Origin of the sequence: Candidatus Jidaibacter acanthamoeba (assembly GCF_000815465.1) — a bacterium.
Taxonomy (GTDB): domain Bacteria; phylum Pseudomonadota; class Alphaproteobacteria; order Rickettsiales; family Midichloriaceae; genus Jidaibacter; species Jidaibacter acanthamoebae.
On record NZ_JSWE01000198.1, the window covers coordinates 1 to 16,995 of the forward strand.

Here is a 16,995-nt window from a genome sequence, read left to right on the forward strand (position 1 = left end):
ACAAATATCCTTGGAAAGCTTTTGTGATTGAAGGCGTCCATAAATCTATTATCTCGGAACCTAATGAAGCTTGAAAAAAGTTTATAAATAAATTTAGATCTCTCTTCTTAGCCTCTATAGTTGAACTTGGGCTACCTAACACATGAATTTGGAAATAAAGATTTGCCCAATACTCAAGTAAAACTTTATGGTTACTTATTAATTGCGTAGCCTTATTATCTAACATCCGGCTCATACTTATTATTTATATACTCTTTAAGCTCATTATCAAATGTCATGATATTTAAGTTGCTTACTATTGACTTAGCTGCAAGTAAAGAATCTACTATATGTAGTTTAGTGGTTATATATATTTCTAAAGCTTTAATTATAATTTCTTTCTCATTAATTACTAATCCTTTATACATCTTGAGAAATCATTTGGATGCAACTCAAAAATATATCCTAGAGCCTTGCCATTGTTAGCATCCAACATATAATCAGAAAAAGCAAGTGCTAAAGGTCAGACCTCTAACAGAGAAATATTCTTGGTTACAATTTAAACAACGAAGGTATTAATCACGTGCAGCAGGAACCCCATAAAAGACTATCACACTGTTATTTGATGATTGACTTCCCAAACTTTAGCAACAATAAGTTCTAATTCTTCTTTACTATAATTTTTTCTTAGACGCTCAACCTCTTCATCAATTCTAGCTTTTTTTTTCCGGCTGTATCTCTACATCTTTTTTATTATTAGTTGCTATATCTACCCATGACCTTTTTTTATTATCATGACTAGATATATTTTCTTTATTGTTTAAATCATCTTCTAAAGATTGCTTGGTTTTTTGAACTTGTTTATTAAATTGTGCAATTAATGGTTCACTTGTAAGGGATGTAAGTTGAATTGCAGAATCTAAGAGATAGCCTTGATGTATATGGCTATCTTCGTTCTGAATCATGTATTCCAAAACATTTTTAGTTATTACTTTAGTTCCAATATCCAAATCTTTATAATACTGCTTTGCTTCTTCTATAAAAGGCTTTATATTGCCTTGAATATTAGAATATGATTCTAATATTAATTTTAATGGGTAATCTTTTTGGGGTTCATCTACAGCAATATAGACCTTCTCAAATCCATGTTTTTTAGCAATTGTAGTTATAATATCCTTGCGTTCTAGTATAGTTTCCAAATCTAGCATTTTATTTTCCTTAATTTGGTTAAATATTACTTTATATTATATATAATTTTACTTGATTATAAACAGAGATGATTTAAATAATTTATTTATGATATTATATTAGTATTTCTAATTAATTTGCCTTGCTTATAATTCTTAATTTTAGTTGTTAGCTGTAATAGTAATTATAGTTACATACCTTTTTCGGGAGTACTTTTCTACAGGTTGTTCTGTGTATTCAGCTTCTAAGTCATCTTCGTCTTGAGGTTGTTTCCTCTTATTAGAAATCCTATTACTAGTATCTCCTTGCCTACCGGATTGCTCGCTTAAATTTATATTATTGTTTTTATCTTTTTCTTGCATAATAATTATTTTTTTATAGTATATAATTGTAATTATACTATCTATTTCTCAAATAACAAATATTTTAACAACTAATTCAGGTTAACTAGTATGCGCCAAAAAAAGCACTTAAAGAAAAATAGTATTAGCCAGCTAGAAAACCAGGAGACCAAAGATAAAATTATTGATTTTTTTAAAGTTAATTTAAGAAAAAATAATTTTGAAAAGATTTCTGATTGGCTGGATAAATTTGGGCTTTATGTAAAGGATAAGGTATTATGCTTAGATGATTATAAAATATTTAAATGGACAATTGCAAATAACCATTTAGATGGTTTTAAGTTTATGGCTGAAAATCTTTCAAGGCAAAGCTTATTATATTTATTATATCATGACGAAGGTTTTATATTTAAAATGTTTATAAAGATGCAAAAAGCCGTTACCAATATCAATGAGTTCAAAGAGGATGAATGTCTAAACATATTTAGCCTTTTTTTAAATACAGATAAAGATTATTTTAGTGAAATATTATTGAAAAAAAGCCTGCCTGATTTAGTTAAATCGTGTTTTGACAGAGCCTTAAGCATTGTTGAAGAATGTAATAAGGAAAATCAAGATCTAAACAATAACAGTTCTGAAAAATCTAAAAATATTCAAAATAATGGCAATTGGACTAAAAAAATTACTTCTGAAAATAATTTGGAAAAGCCAATTTCTTTAAAATAACTTATCGAGTATAATATATGAATTTCTGCTAGTAAAACTAGATTTAGGGTCAAATATAAATAATAGATTATAATAGTGGATAAATTAAAGAGCCATACAAGGCAGTCATACTTGCAAGCTTTTTTATGACATCTTTTAAAAAATAATATTACAAAAATATCAATATCATTGACTTATTTTTTAAGGAATAATGATTAAGAAAAATATTTTTTTGCATTACTATTATTAAATATTAACCGACTTAAAGAGTAATGATCTACTAATCTTAAACATCTTGCATATCTCTGCTATGCTGTTACTCTTATCTGCATATAACCTTCTCATCATCAACAGCTCCGGCTCACTTAGCTTCTTAGGCCTTCCGCCTAACCTACCCCTCGATCGTGCTGCACTTAATCCTGATATTGTTCTTTCTTTTATTATATCCTTCTCAAATTCCGCTATCGCTGCAAATATATGAAAAAACAACTTACCACCTGAAGTAGTAGTATCTATATTCTCTTGTAATGACTTAAATCCTATCTGCCTATTATTAAGCTCTCCTATCTCATCTATCAAATGCCTCAACGATCTTCCTAACCTATCAAGTTTATAAACTACTATCGTATCTTGACCATTCCTTGCATATTTCTTCAGTTCCATGTACTGAGGTCTATCTGCTTTAGTCCCGCTTATCTTCTCTGCAAATATTTCTCCACACCCTGCTTTCTTTAATGCGTCTATTTGCATATCTAAGTTTTGATCATTAGTTGAAACCCTTGCATATCCTATCAGCATTATCTTACCACTATTATCTCAACACCCTGATAGTCTATTTCTTTCCATATCCTATCAGCAGTCACTATAGGTAACCCTGTAACTATACCTGCTGCTATGCATGCTCTGTCTCCTAGTGATAACCCATATGGCTTTGTAATACTTACCATCTCTCCAGCTATTCCTGCCTGCTGCTCATCAAAGGGTATTACCTTTTCTACTGCTTTATATATATACTCTAAGGATTGCTCTTTGCTTATATCTTCATATTCTTTAAAGATCTTAATTGCTTCTGAAAGATTAACTGCTGATAATATTGACTTAGGCATATACTTAGCTACTAACTCCCAACCCTCCTCTTGATAAAAGAATGCCATGAAGGCAGAAGTGTCTATTATTATATTTCTATATTTATCTAAGTTCATATCTAATTACTCTACTCTACCTTATTTTCTTCTCGTCTAATTCTTATAATTTCATCAGTCATGGAAATTCCTTCTTTTTTTCTGCTAGCAAAGAAGCTTTGTATTTCTCTTATTACATCTTGGTACTTAAGGAGTTTTATTTCGTTATCAATTTTACGCAGCACTAATGTGTCTCCTGTATTTACGTTTATCTCTCTTCTAAGTTCTAGCGGGATTAGTATTCTACCACTCCTGTCAACTTCTGTTCTAAAATCTGCCATGTTATATATTTATCATTATTTATATACATTAAATAATAACTATAACGCCTTATATTGTCAAACACCATGGATAGCAATTAGTTATAAATAGAAATAATCTCTATACTTATTAAATATAGCATATTTATCTACTTTGATTTGGATATTGGTTTATACACTCAAATGTTATTATTTTTCGTTAGACAACTTATAAAAAGCCAAGCAGTGTAATAAACGAATATTGATATATTGACATAAAAGCAATACGGACTGATCATCAGTATTGTTTTGAGTAGGAGCCGTAATGATCGTAGATAGCAAATATCGTGAAAAGCAAGGACTCCTACTCAAGTTATAAAGTGGTCAAGCCGAACAGTTGACTTGAGTACTAAACTCGGATTTATCAGCGAGGTAATTACCATGAAATGCTACCTTGGAATCGATATATCAAAGAATTTTTTAGACGTTCACATCAGACCTGCAGGAATAAAAGAAAGATTCCAGTATGATAATACTGGGATCAGGTTATTGATAACTTTGCTCAAGGAGTATAGTGAAATATTTGTTGTGCTAGAGGCAACAGGAGGATATGAGCGCACTCTTTCAGAAGCTTTATCATCTGAGTCGATAAGCTACCATATAGCAAATCCTGCTAGAGTTCGCGAATTTGCAAGAGCTACAGGTAAGCTAGCTAAAACTAATAGAATTGATGCTGAAATTTTAAGCTTGTTTGCTGAAAAGATTGAGCTTCCAATCTCAACACCAAAAAGCAAAGATGAAATTTTACTTAAAGCCCTTATAATGCGTAAAACACAAATAAAATCAGAGTTAGTTAGAGAAAAAAACCGTCTTGATAAGACAATACATCCTATAATTCTAGAAGATATTAAATCCCAAATAAAAGCTTTGCAGGAAAAAATTACAAAGTATGATAGTGAAATAAAAAACTTAATATCTACTTTAGACAACTTTAGCAGTAAAGCTAAAATTATTGCATCTGTACCGGGAATCGGTTGTGCTACAGCTGCAATTTTAGTCTCTGAACTACCTAAATTAGGAAAACTTAATGGCAAGCAAATTGCAGCCCTAGTAGGCGTGGCTCCAATGAATTGGGATAGTGGAGGATGCTCTAAAAAACGTTCCATTAAAGCAGGACGTACTTTTATCAGACATTCCCTGTATATGGCTACTGTAGTAGCAATTACCCATAACCCTAAATTAAAGGAGTTTTACCAATGACTAAAAAACAACGGCAAACCACTGAATTAACCGTGATACCGTGTTTAAAGTCAATATGATAAAATAGATTTTTTTTTTGATATTCCACTCGCTACAGCGCTATATTAGTTTGCGCTCGCTATGCGCTTAACTATTGTTTTCCATACAGCTTAGATTATTCTCTCATTTTTTACTTCCTTAAAATAGATTGTTTAGAAAAAAAGTTTCTGTTTCCCCAATATTTGCTACTTTATTAAATACGCCGTTTATATGTGTAAAAGTTTGCATGGAAAGTTTTCCTAAATTTTTATTATTTTATCCGATATCCATACTATGTTGAGTATTGGAATTTTGTTTAAAAATGAACTCTTGCCATTTTGTAATTATTTTCTCTGCTGCTTGTTCACTAAGCCTGGGGTATCCCTCCTCTTCTAATGGATGTATAGCACTGTGAACAGCGATTTTGGCTATTATGTTCATATTTATTCTAGGATCATTTTCAGCTTTGTAAAAAGCAACTGCAACTCTGGCTAAATTAGTTCTGGTGTTGTGTTCCATGGCAGAAGTTTCCACCTCCTCTACAAAGTCATCATTCATCTTTTGAAGTCTTTGCCTATAACTGAGTGAAGCAGTAACAGACCTTAATGTATTTAATTCTTTTTCAAGCTCTTTAATCTTCTTTTCTTTTTCCTCAAAGCTTAACAGGCTGGTTTCAAGTTCTTTATCGCCTGTCTCTCTAGCCAAGTCAAAAGGTGTTTTATTAAAATTATTAGGAATACGATTATTAGCCCCATGCTTAACTAAACAGCTTATGACTTCTATATTCTTGTTAATTACAGCTAGATGTAGAGGTGTGTTACCTTCGCTGTCGCGCACATCTAAAAAAGCTTTATGTTGCAAAAGATACTCTACAATAGATAATTTATTTATATCAACAGCTAAATGAAGAGGTGTAGTTAACTTATCATTAGCTCCCCAATAATAATAGCCTGGAAATATATTACTTTTAAGTTCATTTAATTTTTGATTTATTATTAACTCAGTAAATTCTTCATATGGGATAGCTCCCTGTACAAAAACATCTTCTCTATCAGATATCTCTCTAATTACTTGCCCTACTATATTTCTGTTATTATGGTGTATTGAATTTCCCCTTGCCGCTCTGACTGATACTGTTTTATCTTTGATGTCCGAAGCTTTACGCATAGGAGTATCAACAGGTAATTGCATGGTAAACAAACCATCTATTCCTCTATATATAAGTATGCCTCCTAGTTCTTCAGCCTTCTTTCTAGCTAGCTCAATCATTTTCACTTCATGGTAGGAACATAGCCATTCTCCTAGTATTTGCTTGAACCGCTCCATGCCATCAGTGTGAGGTTGAAGGCTAATAAATTTCCTTTGTAATTCTAGATACATTGTTCTAGTTAATCCATATTTCTCTAAATAAAAGGTTTTATATCCTCGATGAAAAGAAGGATATTTAGCTATATGGGTTTTTATTATTCTCTCAGCAGGTATCGATGCTGGAAAGCTAGTTTCTCTTTCTGGTACTGTTATATTATCAATAATAACTCTACCTTGAGCATTTAAACTTACCACGTGTAAAGCTCCGGTTTCAGCATAATCTTCTAATGGATGTAATGAGAGATAAACCTTACCTGAATATGGCCTCTCTGCTTTACCGCTCTTACGCCATCTTGGCCTTAATCTTTCATCTTTATGCCCTTCATAGAATTTTATACCATAAGCATATTTTAATGCATGATAAGGTACATCTCCTGTAGAAATGAAAGGATTATGATAATTTAATAAATATTGCTGAAGTATCTTACTATAGCTTGCAAAGCTAGTAAACTTATCATAATTTTTAGTATATAAGTCTTGTAGTAATTCAGCTAAGTTATTATAAATATAACCATTGTAACTATGCTTTCCTGTTTTTCTAGCAGCTAATAATTTGTCCTTTAATGCATTATCCCATATTGTTATTGCTTGATTAAGTTCTATATTTTGCTCAGGAGTTAGAGTAGATTGAAGTTTATGTAATTCACAAAAATTATTTACTCGTGTCGCACCAAATAGTACTGAGGCACTGTAATAAGGTTTTCCTACCTCATCCTCTTGTCTATGCCCTTCTCGGGCTGGCTTATTCCATTTTGTAGTGTTATAGTTAACACCTCTATACTGTGCTATAAAGAATTTAGCCTCCCTTAATTCAGGATTGCTTTTTATTTCTTCTAATGCTTGCTCTATAGTACTACCATCGGTAATAAGTTTGTTTATTTTATTTAAAGCTTCTTGTGCATTATTTTTATCAAGGGTTTCTGGATACCCTATTTGTTGACGCTCACGCAAAGATCTTTTTAAAGAATCAAATGTAAATGCAGCCCTTGTATCCTCTTTAATTTTTACTAAAAAACTTTTTTGATAAGCTTTATTTAATGTTGCTATTGTTTTCTGTCTTAGACTAATATAGTCATCATGCTCTTCATTTTCTGAATCTGAGTCATCTGAAAGATAAGAACCATAAAATTCAGTATTTTTAGTTTCTTCCTTAGATATATATTCTTGAAGCTGTATAAGAGAAGTAATATTACATTCGATTATTTTGTTTTCTTTATTTTTATAATAGAAGATATCTTTACCCCCAATTAATAATTTTAGTATTGTTACTAGTGATTTGCAGGGTTCTTCTTCTAAATTATGACGTTGAGCTTCGTATAGTAGAGTGGTGATTATTTTGTTTTTTTGTATCTCTTTATTATCTTGTTCGTCTATTTCTACTAGCTTTAATTTATTTGAAATAATATGTAAATTTTCTATTATAAACTTTCCAACTAAGGGGTTGGTTAACCCAATATCAAAAATATCTTTGCCTTCATTATTTTTTATATTTATCTTCGCTCCTGCTTTAATAAGAGCTTCTGCTACTTTTAACTCACCTTTAATGATTGCTGTCATTAGAGGTGTATTCCCTTGCTTGTCTTGAATATTAAGATAAGCTCCATGTTTTAATAGAAGCTTTACAGCGCGTTTATCTCCCGCAAAATGAAGGGGTGTTAATCCCTCCTCATTTTGAATATTAAAACTGTATTGGTGCTTTATAAGCTCTAATTGTATTTCATAGAGTGCATTGCCATCCATTACTTGTGAAAATGCAGATATACCTTCTTTATTACAGATATTAATATCCGCCTTATTTTCTAACAATATTTTAACTATATCTAATTGATCATTGCCAATTGCATAAGCAAGTGGTGTGTCACCATTTTCACTCCTTGTATTTACATCTGCTCCTCTTTCAATAAGTGTTTTAACTTCATTATAGTCGTATTCAGCAACATTGAATAAACCCTGGTTGATTTCTTCTTGCGCATTTTTAAGGAATGTGACCATACTATGGTGCTCTCTTCGTTCCGCAATCATCAATGCAGTTTCACCTTCATCATTCCTAGCATTAACATTCGCGCCATTATTGATAAGCATCCGCATAATACCTTCACGCCCGCTATTAGCTGCTAGCATTAATAAAGTATACCCATAATCCACAAATGCATTCACGTTTGCACCATTATTAATAAGTATTCGTGCTATGCCTTCATGCCCTCCATTAACTGCTTTTACTAAAGCCGTCCAACCATCATCATAATTTGGAACATCTATATCCGCATTATGTTCAATAAGCACTTGTACAATATCTTCATGTCCATTTTCAGCTGCTTCACTTAAAGCTGTACATTGATCCACATCCTTCTCATTAACATCAGCACCATGTTTAATGAGTATTTGTACAATATTTTTATAACCATTCCTAGCTGCTCGCATTAAAGCTGTTTCACTATGAAGTCCTTGTTCATTAACATTAGCGCCATGTTTAATAAGCATTTGTACAATGCTTTCATGTCCATTACCAGCTGCTAATATTAAAGCTGAATCAACATCCCAATCATCGTAAGTAAGATTAACATTAGCACCATTATGAATAAGAGTTTGTACAATATCTTCATAGCCTTTATCAGCTGCTAGCACTAAAATAGAATTACCTTCTTTGTCCTTTGTATTTACATCTGCTCCTTTTATAAGTGCATTTACTGCATTATAATCATTTGACTTAACAGCAAATATAAGTTCTTGATTTATTTTAGCTTGTTTTAGACGTATGGCTATATCATAGTATTTTCTTTCTTCTGCAATCATTAATGCAGTCTCGCCTTTCTTATTAACTAAATTTACGTCAGCCTCATTTTCAATAAGAACTTGTACCATATTTCCATACGCTTTACGTGCCGAAATCATTAATGCAGTATCACCATCTTTATTACTCATGTTTATATCTGCTCTACTATTGTAAATAAGACTTTGTGCTATGCTTTTATGTTCGTTACGCAAAGCAGTTATTAAAGCAGTATCGCCATCTTTATTACTCGCATTTTTATCTGCTCCAGTTGTAATAAGAAACTCTGCTATTTTTTTATGCCCTCCCCGTACAGCAATTATTAAAGCAGTGTCTCCATCTTCATTACTCGCATTTTTATCTACTCTTGCACAAATAAGTAAGTCTACTATGTCTTTATATCCTAAATATATAGCTATCATTAGAGGACTATTGCCATTTTCATCCCTAACATTTAGATCTATAGGGCTTCCTTGTTCTCTAACACAATTAATAAGAGCTTTTACTTCTTCTATTTTCCCATTACTTACTGCATTAAGTAATAAAGATTCTTTTTCTCCAATTGGCGCTTTGGTATCAAGATTATTTTTCATCTTTGCTATTATTTAATTATTTATATGGCATTTTACCATATATCTAATGTTTTTTAATAGCATTATAATTTTTAAGGATACATTATTATTATTTAGTAACCTGGCTAATAACTTGAATAATAGAAATTTGTGTATAATAAGTTAAAAGATATCCCTTTCCTTAGCTGTATGATTAATATAAAAGACCACTAATTAAATTTTATAATAAATTGTGGTTATAAGTTATACACATTACTGAAAAGCATCCAGCAGTTTCATTCCAGGTTCTTTCAACGAACCATCCCCATTAACATAGTAATATAGAGTGGCTTTCTTTATCCCTAGTTTCTTTGCAACTTCCTCAGCTACCGACTTACGATTCGACATAGCAGCTACTGCCATTTGTAATGTTGCTACGTCCATCTTACGTGGCCTTCCTCCTAACCTACCTCTTGCTCTTGCTGATAATAAACCGGCTTTCGTTCTCTCTATTATCAATTCTCTCTCGTATTCCGCTATAGCTCCAAATATGCCAAACACTAACCTTCCATTAGGGGTATTTGTATCAATCTGTGCTCCCTGCCCTGTTAATACCTTAAAACCTATATCTCTCTTTCTTAAGTCTTCTACTATATTTATTAGATGATTTAAGCTCCTACCTAATCTATCTAATTTCCATACTACTAAAGTATTTCCCGGTTGCAGTGACTTAAGACATGAAACTAATCCCGGCCTGTCGTCTTTTTTACCTGAGGCATAATCTTGATATATTCTATCTTCTAATACTCCTGCTTGTATTAAAGCATCTTTTTGTAAATCCAATGTTTGAGAATTATCATCCTTTGAAACTCTCGCATAACCAATTAGCATTTTTATATTTTTACCTTATGTTTAAAAAGCTAATATGCATACTATATTCTTACTTTGTTTTTTCAATAGGTTTTTAAGCGCTTTCTTATATTGTTTTAGTGTCATTTTACATGTGTCTAATAAACATTCGTTTTTTGAACACTTATCTTGTAAAGAAAAGTAAGGTACAATTATAATTAGCTTACTATACATGTTTACAATAGTATATCCTTACTTTATAATCATTAATAATAATATGATAGTAGTATTACATATATGCATTACTCAACTGTAACAAGCAAAGGCCAAGTCACTATACCGGCAGAAGTAAGAGAGCTATTTAGCTTATCTACCGGGAGTAAGATTGAGTTTATACCTTACAATGACTATATAATAGCTGTCCCCCTTAATAAGTCAGTTAAAAATCTTAAAGGGATACTACCTAAGCCTGCTACCTCCATTTCTTGCGAAGAGATGAATAATATTATTAAGGAGAATTATGATAGGGATTGACACTAATATCCTAGTTAGGCACTTAACTCAGGATGATACCGAACAAGCTAACCTAGTAAGTTTACTTTTAGAAAGTTATGAAGGACAAAAACAATCCATATATATAAACAAAATTGTTTTATGTGAACTTATTTGGGTTTTAGAAAGAGGGTATAAATATACTAAATCACAAATTACTTTAGCTATCAGATCTCTTCTTAGTACCCAAGAATTTATATTTGAGCACTTAGAAGCTTCATGGCTAGCGCTTGAAGTTTATGAGAAGAACAATGCTGACTTTTCTGATGCTTTAATTGGTGAGATTAATAGGCTTAAAGGCTGCTCTACTACCTATACTCTGGATATAGCTGCTTCAAAGCTGAATTCCTTTCAGGAGCTTGAAGCATAAACCATAACATTAATTTTTCAAAGCTTAATAAAATTAAATGTAATTACTAATAACGTCTTCCTTTTGCAGGTTTTTTCTTTCTCTAATCAGCTGCTCAGTAAACTTAGTTTGTACCGGGGTATTTAAAATTTCATTTAAATTTTCAATTGATACTATTTTATCAGAGACTAATTTGTTCAGTAAATTTCCAATAGTGTTGGAATGCAAAACTTCGGCTCCAGGTAAAAAAGTTAATATCTTTGTTACTATCTCTTCAGGCAAATCAAAAAATTGTGCATTACGTAAAGCTTGTGATAAAGGTAAAGCATAATTGAATATAGATAATATGCTTATTTTAGGAATATATAAATCTAATTGATGTTTAACAATTTTTTCTATCTCCTTATAAATATCTTTTTGATCTATAAAAAAGTCTTTCTTATCATTTTTCCAGTAATTATTTTTATAATTAATTGCCGTATTGTATGCATTTTCTACTTCTTCTTTAGACCAGCCATAAACGTTTAATAAAAAGGTAAATGAGGATAATGAAGGAGAATATGCAGCGATGTTCGAAGTATTCCAATTATATTTATCTTTGGTTTCTATAATTTTTTCTTCATATTTTAAAACTAAATATACAAGTAAATCTACTTTATTATACAAAGCAGCCCATAAGAAAGCATTATATCCTTGTTTGTTATAACAGAAAGCAGAGTCTGGATTCTTATTAATTAGTTTTTTTGCTAGCTCAATATTTCCATTATATATAGCTTTAAAAATTGCTTCTTGGTTCTGCTGAGCTAAAGATAAATATAGAGTTTCCTTAATATCAAGCGCTTTTTCACTTGCTGGGTTATGAGTTACATCCTCTCTGCTATTATCTATAGGGGTTTTGCCATATATATCAGCTAAAGATATATTAGCATTATATTGAGTTAATAGTTGTACTGCTTCTAGGTGCCTATTAAATACTGCTGCATTTAATGCTGTAGAATGAAATTTTCCTTCTTTAATGCTAGGGTCTATATTTTTTTCAAGTAAAAATTTTAATGTTTTAATATCATCATTTGCAGCTACTCTATGCAATTCTTTTGCTGAATTACTTAGTTTTACTGGCTCATGTGCTACTATTTCATTTCCTTTTTCATTAGTAGTTATTATATATTTTTTAGCAGCTTCTGCATGGGTTTTATCCGAGGAAACATTTTTTTCTTTATTAGGGCTGGTAGACCTAGCATAGTCTAAGGCTATACTACAAGCATCTTTTACAAAAGACTTTAATGTTTCTTTTAGACCTTTCACTTGTTCGCTTTTTAAAGCTTTATTTTCTTCTATCGCCTCTGACAATTTAATTTTAATGTCATTACTGCGTTCCAATATTTCTTTTCTATCTTGGCTATCAAGAGAAAAGGTAATCAGATCAGCAAGATCCCAATTAAAGTCATGGTATTCATCAGAATTTAGAATACTCCAGAATATGTTTAACATATCTTCTTTTTTATTTTCTAATATGTTTGTGTAATAATCTCTGTTTTTCATAAGTTATACCTTATTAATGTTTACTTACTTATAACACCACTGGACTTGGAGCTAGATTTCAAATGCAAATACATTTCGACGTGGTCTTTTCCAATTTTTTTATTATTGAATAGCTCTTCTAATGATAATTGCATTCTTTCTAATGTCCTTCTATTCATAGCTTGATCTGTATCTCTTTCCCTTTCTAGGATGAGATCAAATACTTCTTGAGACTCAAATTTTTCAGTTGTACTTGGTAGAACAACTGCATCACTATATCTGCCACCCTCTTCAAGAAACTCCTCACTTGTTGCCCCGCCCTTATTGCTAAAAATAATTAATTTCCTGCATAAGGCATTAATTATAGATGAAGAATTATTAGCCAAACCTTTTTTTTCTAATTTAACACAATATTTACAAGTTTGACTTAAACTGTCAAGTAATTCGGAATTTATTGATAAATATACTTCAATGGGAAGGGCATCTTCAAAGCTTTGTTTCTTTAGCTCCTCATATTTACTTAATACCATTATTCTATCTATCTCATCAGTTATCTGTTTAGGCATTCTGAATTGCCTAGCTTTAGTCAATGCGGCGCATAATTCTTGCCTTAAAGTTTTTTTATCCCTATCACCACTAGCAGGTAAGATATTTATAATCTCCTTAACAACTTGTGCTTCTTTATTTTTCTCTAAAGTAAGCATATTTTTTATTTCATTTTGAATTTCATTATATTGATCCGTTTCTAATTTCCGCAAATATTTTATGATAACTTTGCTAACAAGATCGAATGCATAATCTTTTTTGTAACGCTCAATATGTTCTTGATATAAAACTCCCTGCTCAAATAATTTAGGATCATTATCCCCCCATTTTTCTCTTAATATTTTCTTTGTTAATTTAAGATCTTGAGGTTTACCAGCAATATATACCTTGCTATCTTTTAGCTCAGGATGATTCTTTATTAATTTAGCTAACTCGATACCTTCTTCAAACCCTTTACCTGACCTAATTAACCCAAATATAAGTATATTGGGCGGCCTTCTCAATAGGTTCTCAGTTTTTAACATATCCAATTCTAGTTTAGTAGGTAAAGTCGGAACTACATTTGAAACACTACAAATCGAGCTAAAATCAGTAGTACCCTGCCAATCTATTTCTTCTTCTAATAACTTCCTACTATTTACAACCTGAACAGCATGATTTTTATCTTTTTCGTTTAAGAACATAACCCAATCAGCTTGCTGAAAATAACTCAGTTGAGTTCTTAAGTCTAATATACGATCTTTTCTTTCACCTTCCCTTTCAGTGGACTCAGCAGAAGTTACATAATACATCCATTCATGGCAGGTGATTGCTATCTTACTTACTGTACTTTCATATTTAAACCTCTCGAGGTCTTGAGGATGTATCATGCACCCTGTTTCTGGGGCTCGTAATTGTAGATGTAATATTTTAAACTCAGCTTTTTGATCAGTTTGCTTGATATATTCTTCAATATTTGCAATAGCCTTCTGTCTAAGAGGATTTGCAAAATCATTATATACCTTAGGATTTAATAAAGTATTTTTACCTTCCGCATCCAAAGCTTGTAAGTTATAAAGTTCTTGGTCATTACTTGGCAATCTGCTTTTACCAGTAATATATCTTAGTTTAAATTTTCCATTTACCACCTCGTTAATCCCGGTAATGACTGATTGGACATAATCTGTATCACCTCTATCAGCTTCTTCATGTGGGGCGGTAATAAAATATATTATAACTTTAGGATTGTATAAACAAGTAGTAGAAAGCTGTAATTCTTTTTCTTTGCTTGCTAACTTCTCTTTTTCTTTACTAAGCAGAAATAGTTTATATATAAAGCTTTCTAATATTTCATTTCTATTTCCTATTTCACTTAGATATTCCGTTATTTTACTTACTAATCTTGAGCGAAATTGCGGTTCTTCTTCTTCACTATCCTCAGAATCAGAAATCACTTGTTTTATAAAACTAATTAGCTTTAATTCTGATTCATCTAAAAAATTTTTATCAGTTTGAGCGTTTGTAATGTATGTAATGCTTGTAACTAAATCTTTGTCAAAGTTAGAAAATAGGGTTACAAGTCTATCTATTTTGTCACGCATGGCTTTTTACTTTATAAAATTATAATAAATCAATTAAATGGGATTTAAATGCAAGTTTGCAATTATAACTCATTTTATTTTAATTTACAAATATTTTAAGCCTTTTAACTTATATCCAATATAGTATTTATATTTTTTGATATTAAAATAAGTTTAAACAATTATAATTTATTATACTTGGAAAATTTCTTGGTTGAGTTTATTAAATGTATAAAATGATCATTTTATACACTCCTTGACTTTTTATAAGTTGCCTAATGTAAAATAATAACTTTATAGTGCAAAAACAGGTCTTTCATTCAAAGTAAAAAAAACCATATTTATATAATGGGTATATATACTAAGAATAAAATTGATATTCAAAGATATCTTGATAATTTTTTATGTAAAAGGGCCTTATACTCAGCATATTAGACATAATTATTAGTATTTGTTAAGTATATATCTAATATCATTAATACAAAAATAGTTGATAATATTACTAAAGAATATTGAACTTGAAGTAGTTTAGTCCATTTTTAAAAGGATTAGAAATAATAATGCTAGAGAAATATTATAATAAATAAAAAGTCATATTTTTTAGGTTTTATTGAAAGAATGATTTGAGTAAAATTCTCTCTTAACAACAAAGCTTAATAATTAACGTATGATCAAGGATAAAATTTATATTAACAACTAAGCATATAGGTACAAGATGCGTGATTATGAACAAGAAATTAAGGAGAATAGTGTAACTAGAGTTTATGCAAGAATCTATGGTAAAGAGCGAGCTATGAAAATAATCAAAGCTCTTAAATATAATTACTCGGTAACTTATATTGATTTTAGTTCCAACCATATAGCTGAAGAGGGTTTAGAAGAACTCATTGAGAATATAAAATATCATCCTTCTCTAACTTCTCTTAATCTTCATAGGAATGGTATAAGTTATATTGGAGGGAGGAAATTATTAAATCTTCTAAACTATAATTATACATTGGAAGATATCAATTTAACCGAAAATTATGTAAGTACTAGATATTATTTAAATGAGGGAATAATAAATTCCATTGGAGAAGTATTAAATAGAAACAAAGCAGGACAAAGGTCTAAACATCAAGAGATAAAACAAGTCGCACATATACAGAGTAAAGAGTTATTTGATATTCCGGAAGAATATTGTTGTCCAATCACCAGTCAAATTATGATGGAACCAGTAATAATAGATAGCGGAGAAACATATGAGAGAGAAGCCATAATAAAGTGGCTCAAACAAAACAATACTGATCCGCGAACAAATACACAATTACGTACTAAGAACTTTATAGAAAACCGTAGTATTAAACGTAGTATAGTCACCTTTCTTGATAAACACTCTTATGAAAAATATTCTAACTTATGGGATGAAGTCTATGTTCCTAAGCAAATGATCAAACAACTTTTGAAAGCAATAGAATTAGAGATGGAAAGTGAAATAAAGCGTTTAATCAATCTAGCTCCGAATATAATGATAAAACCATTAATAAATGATCAAACTTTCTTAGACTTAGTAATCCAGATTAAGAACCCTGATTTGCTTAAAAGTGTTATAGGCCGAATGGGGGAACAGTTTTGGCAGCATCCGTTGGTAATTGAAGAAAATGGTGCCAGTTGCTTAAGAAGGATAGCCTCATTAGGATTGATAAACATGTCAAAGATATGGGGTGATGCTCTTAATTGGGAAAGAGAAGATTACCAAATAGAATTAAGGGAAGCTTTAAAAGAAAATAATTTAGAAATAGTACAAGTTTGCATTTCATTAGGAGCTAATGTAAATAAAGTGAGTCCTGAAGGTGAACCTCCGGTTTTTCAAGCTATACTATCAGGTAATGTTAATTTATTAGAGACCTTATTACAAAACGGTGCTTTCATTAGTCGCATTGACTATAAAGGAGAGACTTCTTTGCATAAAGCCGTACGTAGCGGTAACTTGGAAATGGTGGAAAGAATACTAATTACCGAGCCTGAGCTAGAATTAAA

16 protein-coding genes are annotated in these 16,995 nt (G+C 30.9%); 5 read left to right on the forward strand and 11 right to left on the reverse strand.

What is annotated here, in order from left to right; genetic code table 11:
• The 4 genes from NF27_RS09265 to NF27_RS09280 form a co-directional block, all read right to left on the reverse strand.
• On the reverse strand, nt 1-226 hold a 226-nt coding region (locus NF27_RS09265; RefSeq protein WP_039458733.1), incomplete at its 3' end, for a hypothetical protein.
• Nucleotides 216-407, reverse strand: coding sequence for a PIN domain-containing protein (locus tag NF27_RS09270; protein ID WP_039458734.1), 192 nt, complete (start codon nt 405-407; stop codon nt 216-218). The genes NF27_RS09265 and NF27_RS09270, both read right to left, overlap by 11 nt.
• A 285-nt stretch (nt 408-692) precedes the next feature.
• Nucleotides 693-1,187 (reverse strand): hypothetical protein, encoded by a 495-nt coding sequence (locus NF27_RS09275; RefSeq protein WP_039458737.1) that lies wholly within the window; start codon nt 1,185-1,187, stop codon nt 693-695.
• Nucleotides 1,188-1,328: 141 nt separating this feature from the next.
• The gene (locus NF27_RS09280; protein WP_039458740.1) at nt 1,329-1,529 is read right to left on the reverse strand and encodes a hypothetical protein; all 201 of its coding nucleotides are present in this window, start codon (nt 1,527-1,529) and stop codon (nt 1,329-1,331) included.
• A 90-nt stretch (nt 1,530-1,619) separates the two neighbouring features.
• On the opposite strand from NF27_RS09280, the gene NF27_RS09285 reads away from it, so the two are divergent.
• The gene (locus NF27_RS09285; protein ID WP_039458743.1) at nt 1,620-2,234 is read left to right on the forward strand and encodes a hypothetical protein; all 615 of its coding nucleotides are present in this window, start codon (nt 1,620-1,622) and stop codon (nt 2,232-2,234) included.
• A 225-nt stretch (nt 2,235-2,459) separates the two neighbouring features.
• On the opposite strand, the gene NF27_RS09290 is transcribed toward NF27_RS09285, so the two are convergent.
• Genes NF27_RS09290 through NF27_RS11430 form a run of 3 tightly spaced genes read right to left on the reverse strand, consistent with a single transcriptional unit; the run spans nt 2,460 to nt 3,675 of the window.
• Nucleotides 2,460-3,011, reverse strand: a complete 552-nt coding sequence (locus tag NF27_RS09290) for a recombinase family protein (RefSeq protein WP_039458745.1) — start codon at nt 3,009-3,011, stop codon at nt 2,460-2,462.
• Nucleotides 3,011-3,415 carry a type II toxin-antitoxin system VapC family toxin gene (locus NF27_RS09295; RefSeq protein WP_039458746.1) on the reverse strand — a complete coding sequence of 135 codons (405 nt, stop codon included), beginning with the start codon at nt 3,413-3,415 and terminating at the stop codon, nt 3,011-3,013. Before NF27_RS09295 ends, NF27_RS09290 begins: the two co-directional genes overlap by 1 nt.
• Before the next feature lie 11 nt (nt 3,416-3,426).
• A complete protein-coding gene (locus NF27_RS11430) occupies nt 3,427-3,675 on the reverse strand; it encodes an AbrB/MazE/SpoVT family DNA-binding domain-containing protein (protein ID WP_053332747.1) in 249 nt (82 codons plus the stop codon).
• Nucleotides 3,676-4,074: 399 nt separating this feature from the next.
• Here NF27_RS11430 and NF27_RS09305 point away from each other — a divergent pair, with 399 nt between their 5' ends.
• Complete coding sequence (locus tag NF27_RS09305; protein ID WP_039458768.1) at nt 4,075-4,893, forward strand: IS110 family transposase; 819 nt, start codon at nt 4,075-4,077, stop codon at nt 4,891-4,893.
• 294 nt (nt 4,894-5,187) lie between these two features.
• Here NF27_RS09305 and NF27_RS09310 read toward each other — a convergent pair whose 3' ends face one another.
• Nucleotides 5,188-9,642 (reverse strand): ankyrin repeat domain-containing protein, encoded by a 4,455-nt coding sequence (locus tag NF27_RS09310; protein ID WP_039458752.1) that lies wholly within the window; start codon nt 9,640-9,642, stop codon nt 5,188-5,190.
• A gap of 231 nt (nt 9,643-9,873) precedes the next feature.
• A complete protein-coding gene (locus NF27_RS09315; RefSeq protein ID WP_039458755.1) occupies nt 9,874-10,491 on the reverse strand; it encodes a recombinase family protein in 618 nt (205 codons plus the stop codon).
• Nucleotides 10,492-10,746: 255 nt separating this feature from the next.
• Between NF27_RS09315 and NF27_RS09320 the strand changes: the two genes are divergently transcribed.
• Nucleotides 10,747-10,983, forward strand: coding sequence for an AbrB/MazE/SpoVT family DNA-binding domain-containing protein (locus tag NF27_RS09320; protein ID WP_039458756.1), 237 nt, complete (start codon nt 10,747-10,749; stop codon nt 10,981-10,983).
• Nucleotides 10,970-11,371, forward strand: a complete 402-nt coding sequence (locus NF27_RS09325) for a PIN domain-containing protein (RefSeq protein WP_039458757.1) — start codon at nt 10,970-10,972, stop codon at nt 11,369-11,371. Before NF27_RS09320 ends, NF27_RS09325 begins: the two co-directional genes overlap by 14 nt.
• Before the next feature lie 33 nt (nt 11,372-11,404).
• On the opposite strand, the gene NF27_RS09330 is transcribed toward NF27_RS09325, so the two are convergent.
• Together NF27_RS09330 and NF27_RS09335 are read right to left on the reverse strand one after the other, a co-directional pair.
• Nucleotides 11,405-12,892: an ankyrin repeat domain-containing protein gene (locus NF27_RS09330; protein WP_039458762.1), complete on the reverse strand. Its 1,488-nt coding sequence runs from the start codon at nt 12,890-12,892 to the stop codon at nt 11,405-11,407.
• 20 nt (nt 12,893-12,912) lie between these two features.
• The gene (locus tag NF27_RS09335; RefSeq protein ID WP_039458764.1) at nt 12,913-14,997 is read right to left on the reverse strand and encodes a hypothetical protein; all 2,085 of its coding nucleotides are present in this window, start codon (nt 14,995-14,997) and stop codon (nt 12,913-12,915) included.
• Nucleotides 14,998-15,691: 694 nt separating this feature from the next.
• On the opposite strand from NF27_RS09335, the gene NF27_RS09340 reads away from it, so the two are divergent.
• On the forward strand, nt 15,692-16,995 hold a 1,304-nt coding region (locus NF27_RS09340), incomplete at its 3' end, for a U-box domain-containing protein (protein ID WP_039458767.1).

Coding starts and splice junctions, on each gene's coding strand:
- NF27_RS11430 (WP_053332747.1), bottom strand. CDS start 3,675: ATGGCAGATTTTAGAACAGAAGTTGACAGGAGTGGTAGAATACTAATC.
- NF27_RS09310 (WP_039458752.1), bottom strand. CDS start 9,642: ATGAAAAATAATCTTGATACCAAAGCGCCAATTGGAGAAAAAGAATCT.
- NF27_RS09315 (WP_039458755.1), bottom strand. CDS start 10,491: ATGCTAATTGGTTATGCGAGAGTTTCAAAGGATGATAATTCTCAAACA.
- NF27_RS09285 (WP_039458743.1), top strand. CDS start 1,620: ATGCGCCAAAAAAAGCACTTAAAGAAAAATAGTATTAGCCAGCTAGAA.
- NF27_RS09270 (WP_039458734.1), bottom strand. CDS start 407: ATGTATAAAGGATTAGTAATTAATGAGAAAGAAATTATAATTAAAGCT.
- NF27_RS09280 (WP_039458740.1), bottom strand. CDS start 1,529: ATGCAAGAAAAAGATAAAAACAATAATATAAATTTAAGCGAGCAATCC.
- NF27_RS09330 (WP_039458762.1), bottom strand. CDS start 12,892: ATGAAAAACAGAGATTATTACACAAACATATTAGAAAATAAAAAAGAA.
- NF27_RS09305 (WP_039458768.1), top strand. CDS start 4,075: ATGAAATGCTACCTTGGAATCGATATATCAAAGAATTTTTTAGACGTT.
- NF27_RS09335 (WP_039458764.1), bottom strand. CDS start 14,997: ATGCGTGACAAAATAGATAGACTTGTAACCCTATTTTCTAACTTTGAC.
- NF27_RS09320 (WP_039458756.1), top strand. CDS start 10,747: ATGCATTACTCAACTGTAACAAGCAAAGGCCAAGTCACTATACCGGCA.
- NF27_RS09295 (WP_039458746.1), bottom strand. CDS start 3,415: ATGAACTTAGATAAATATAGAAATATAATAATAGACACTTCTGCCTTC.
- NF27_RS09325 (WP_039458757.1), top strand. CDS start 10,970: ATGATAGGGATTGACACTAATATCCTAGTTAGGCACTTAACTCAGGAT.
- NF27_RS09275 (WP_039458737.1), bottom strand. CDS start 1,187: ATGCTAGATTTGGAAACTATACTAGAACGCAAGGATATTATAACTACA.
- NF27_RS09290 (WP_039458745.1), bottom strand. CDS start 3,011: ATGCTGATAGGATATGCAAGGGTTTCAACTAATGATCAAAACTTAGAT.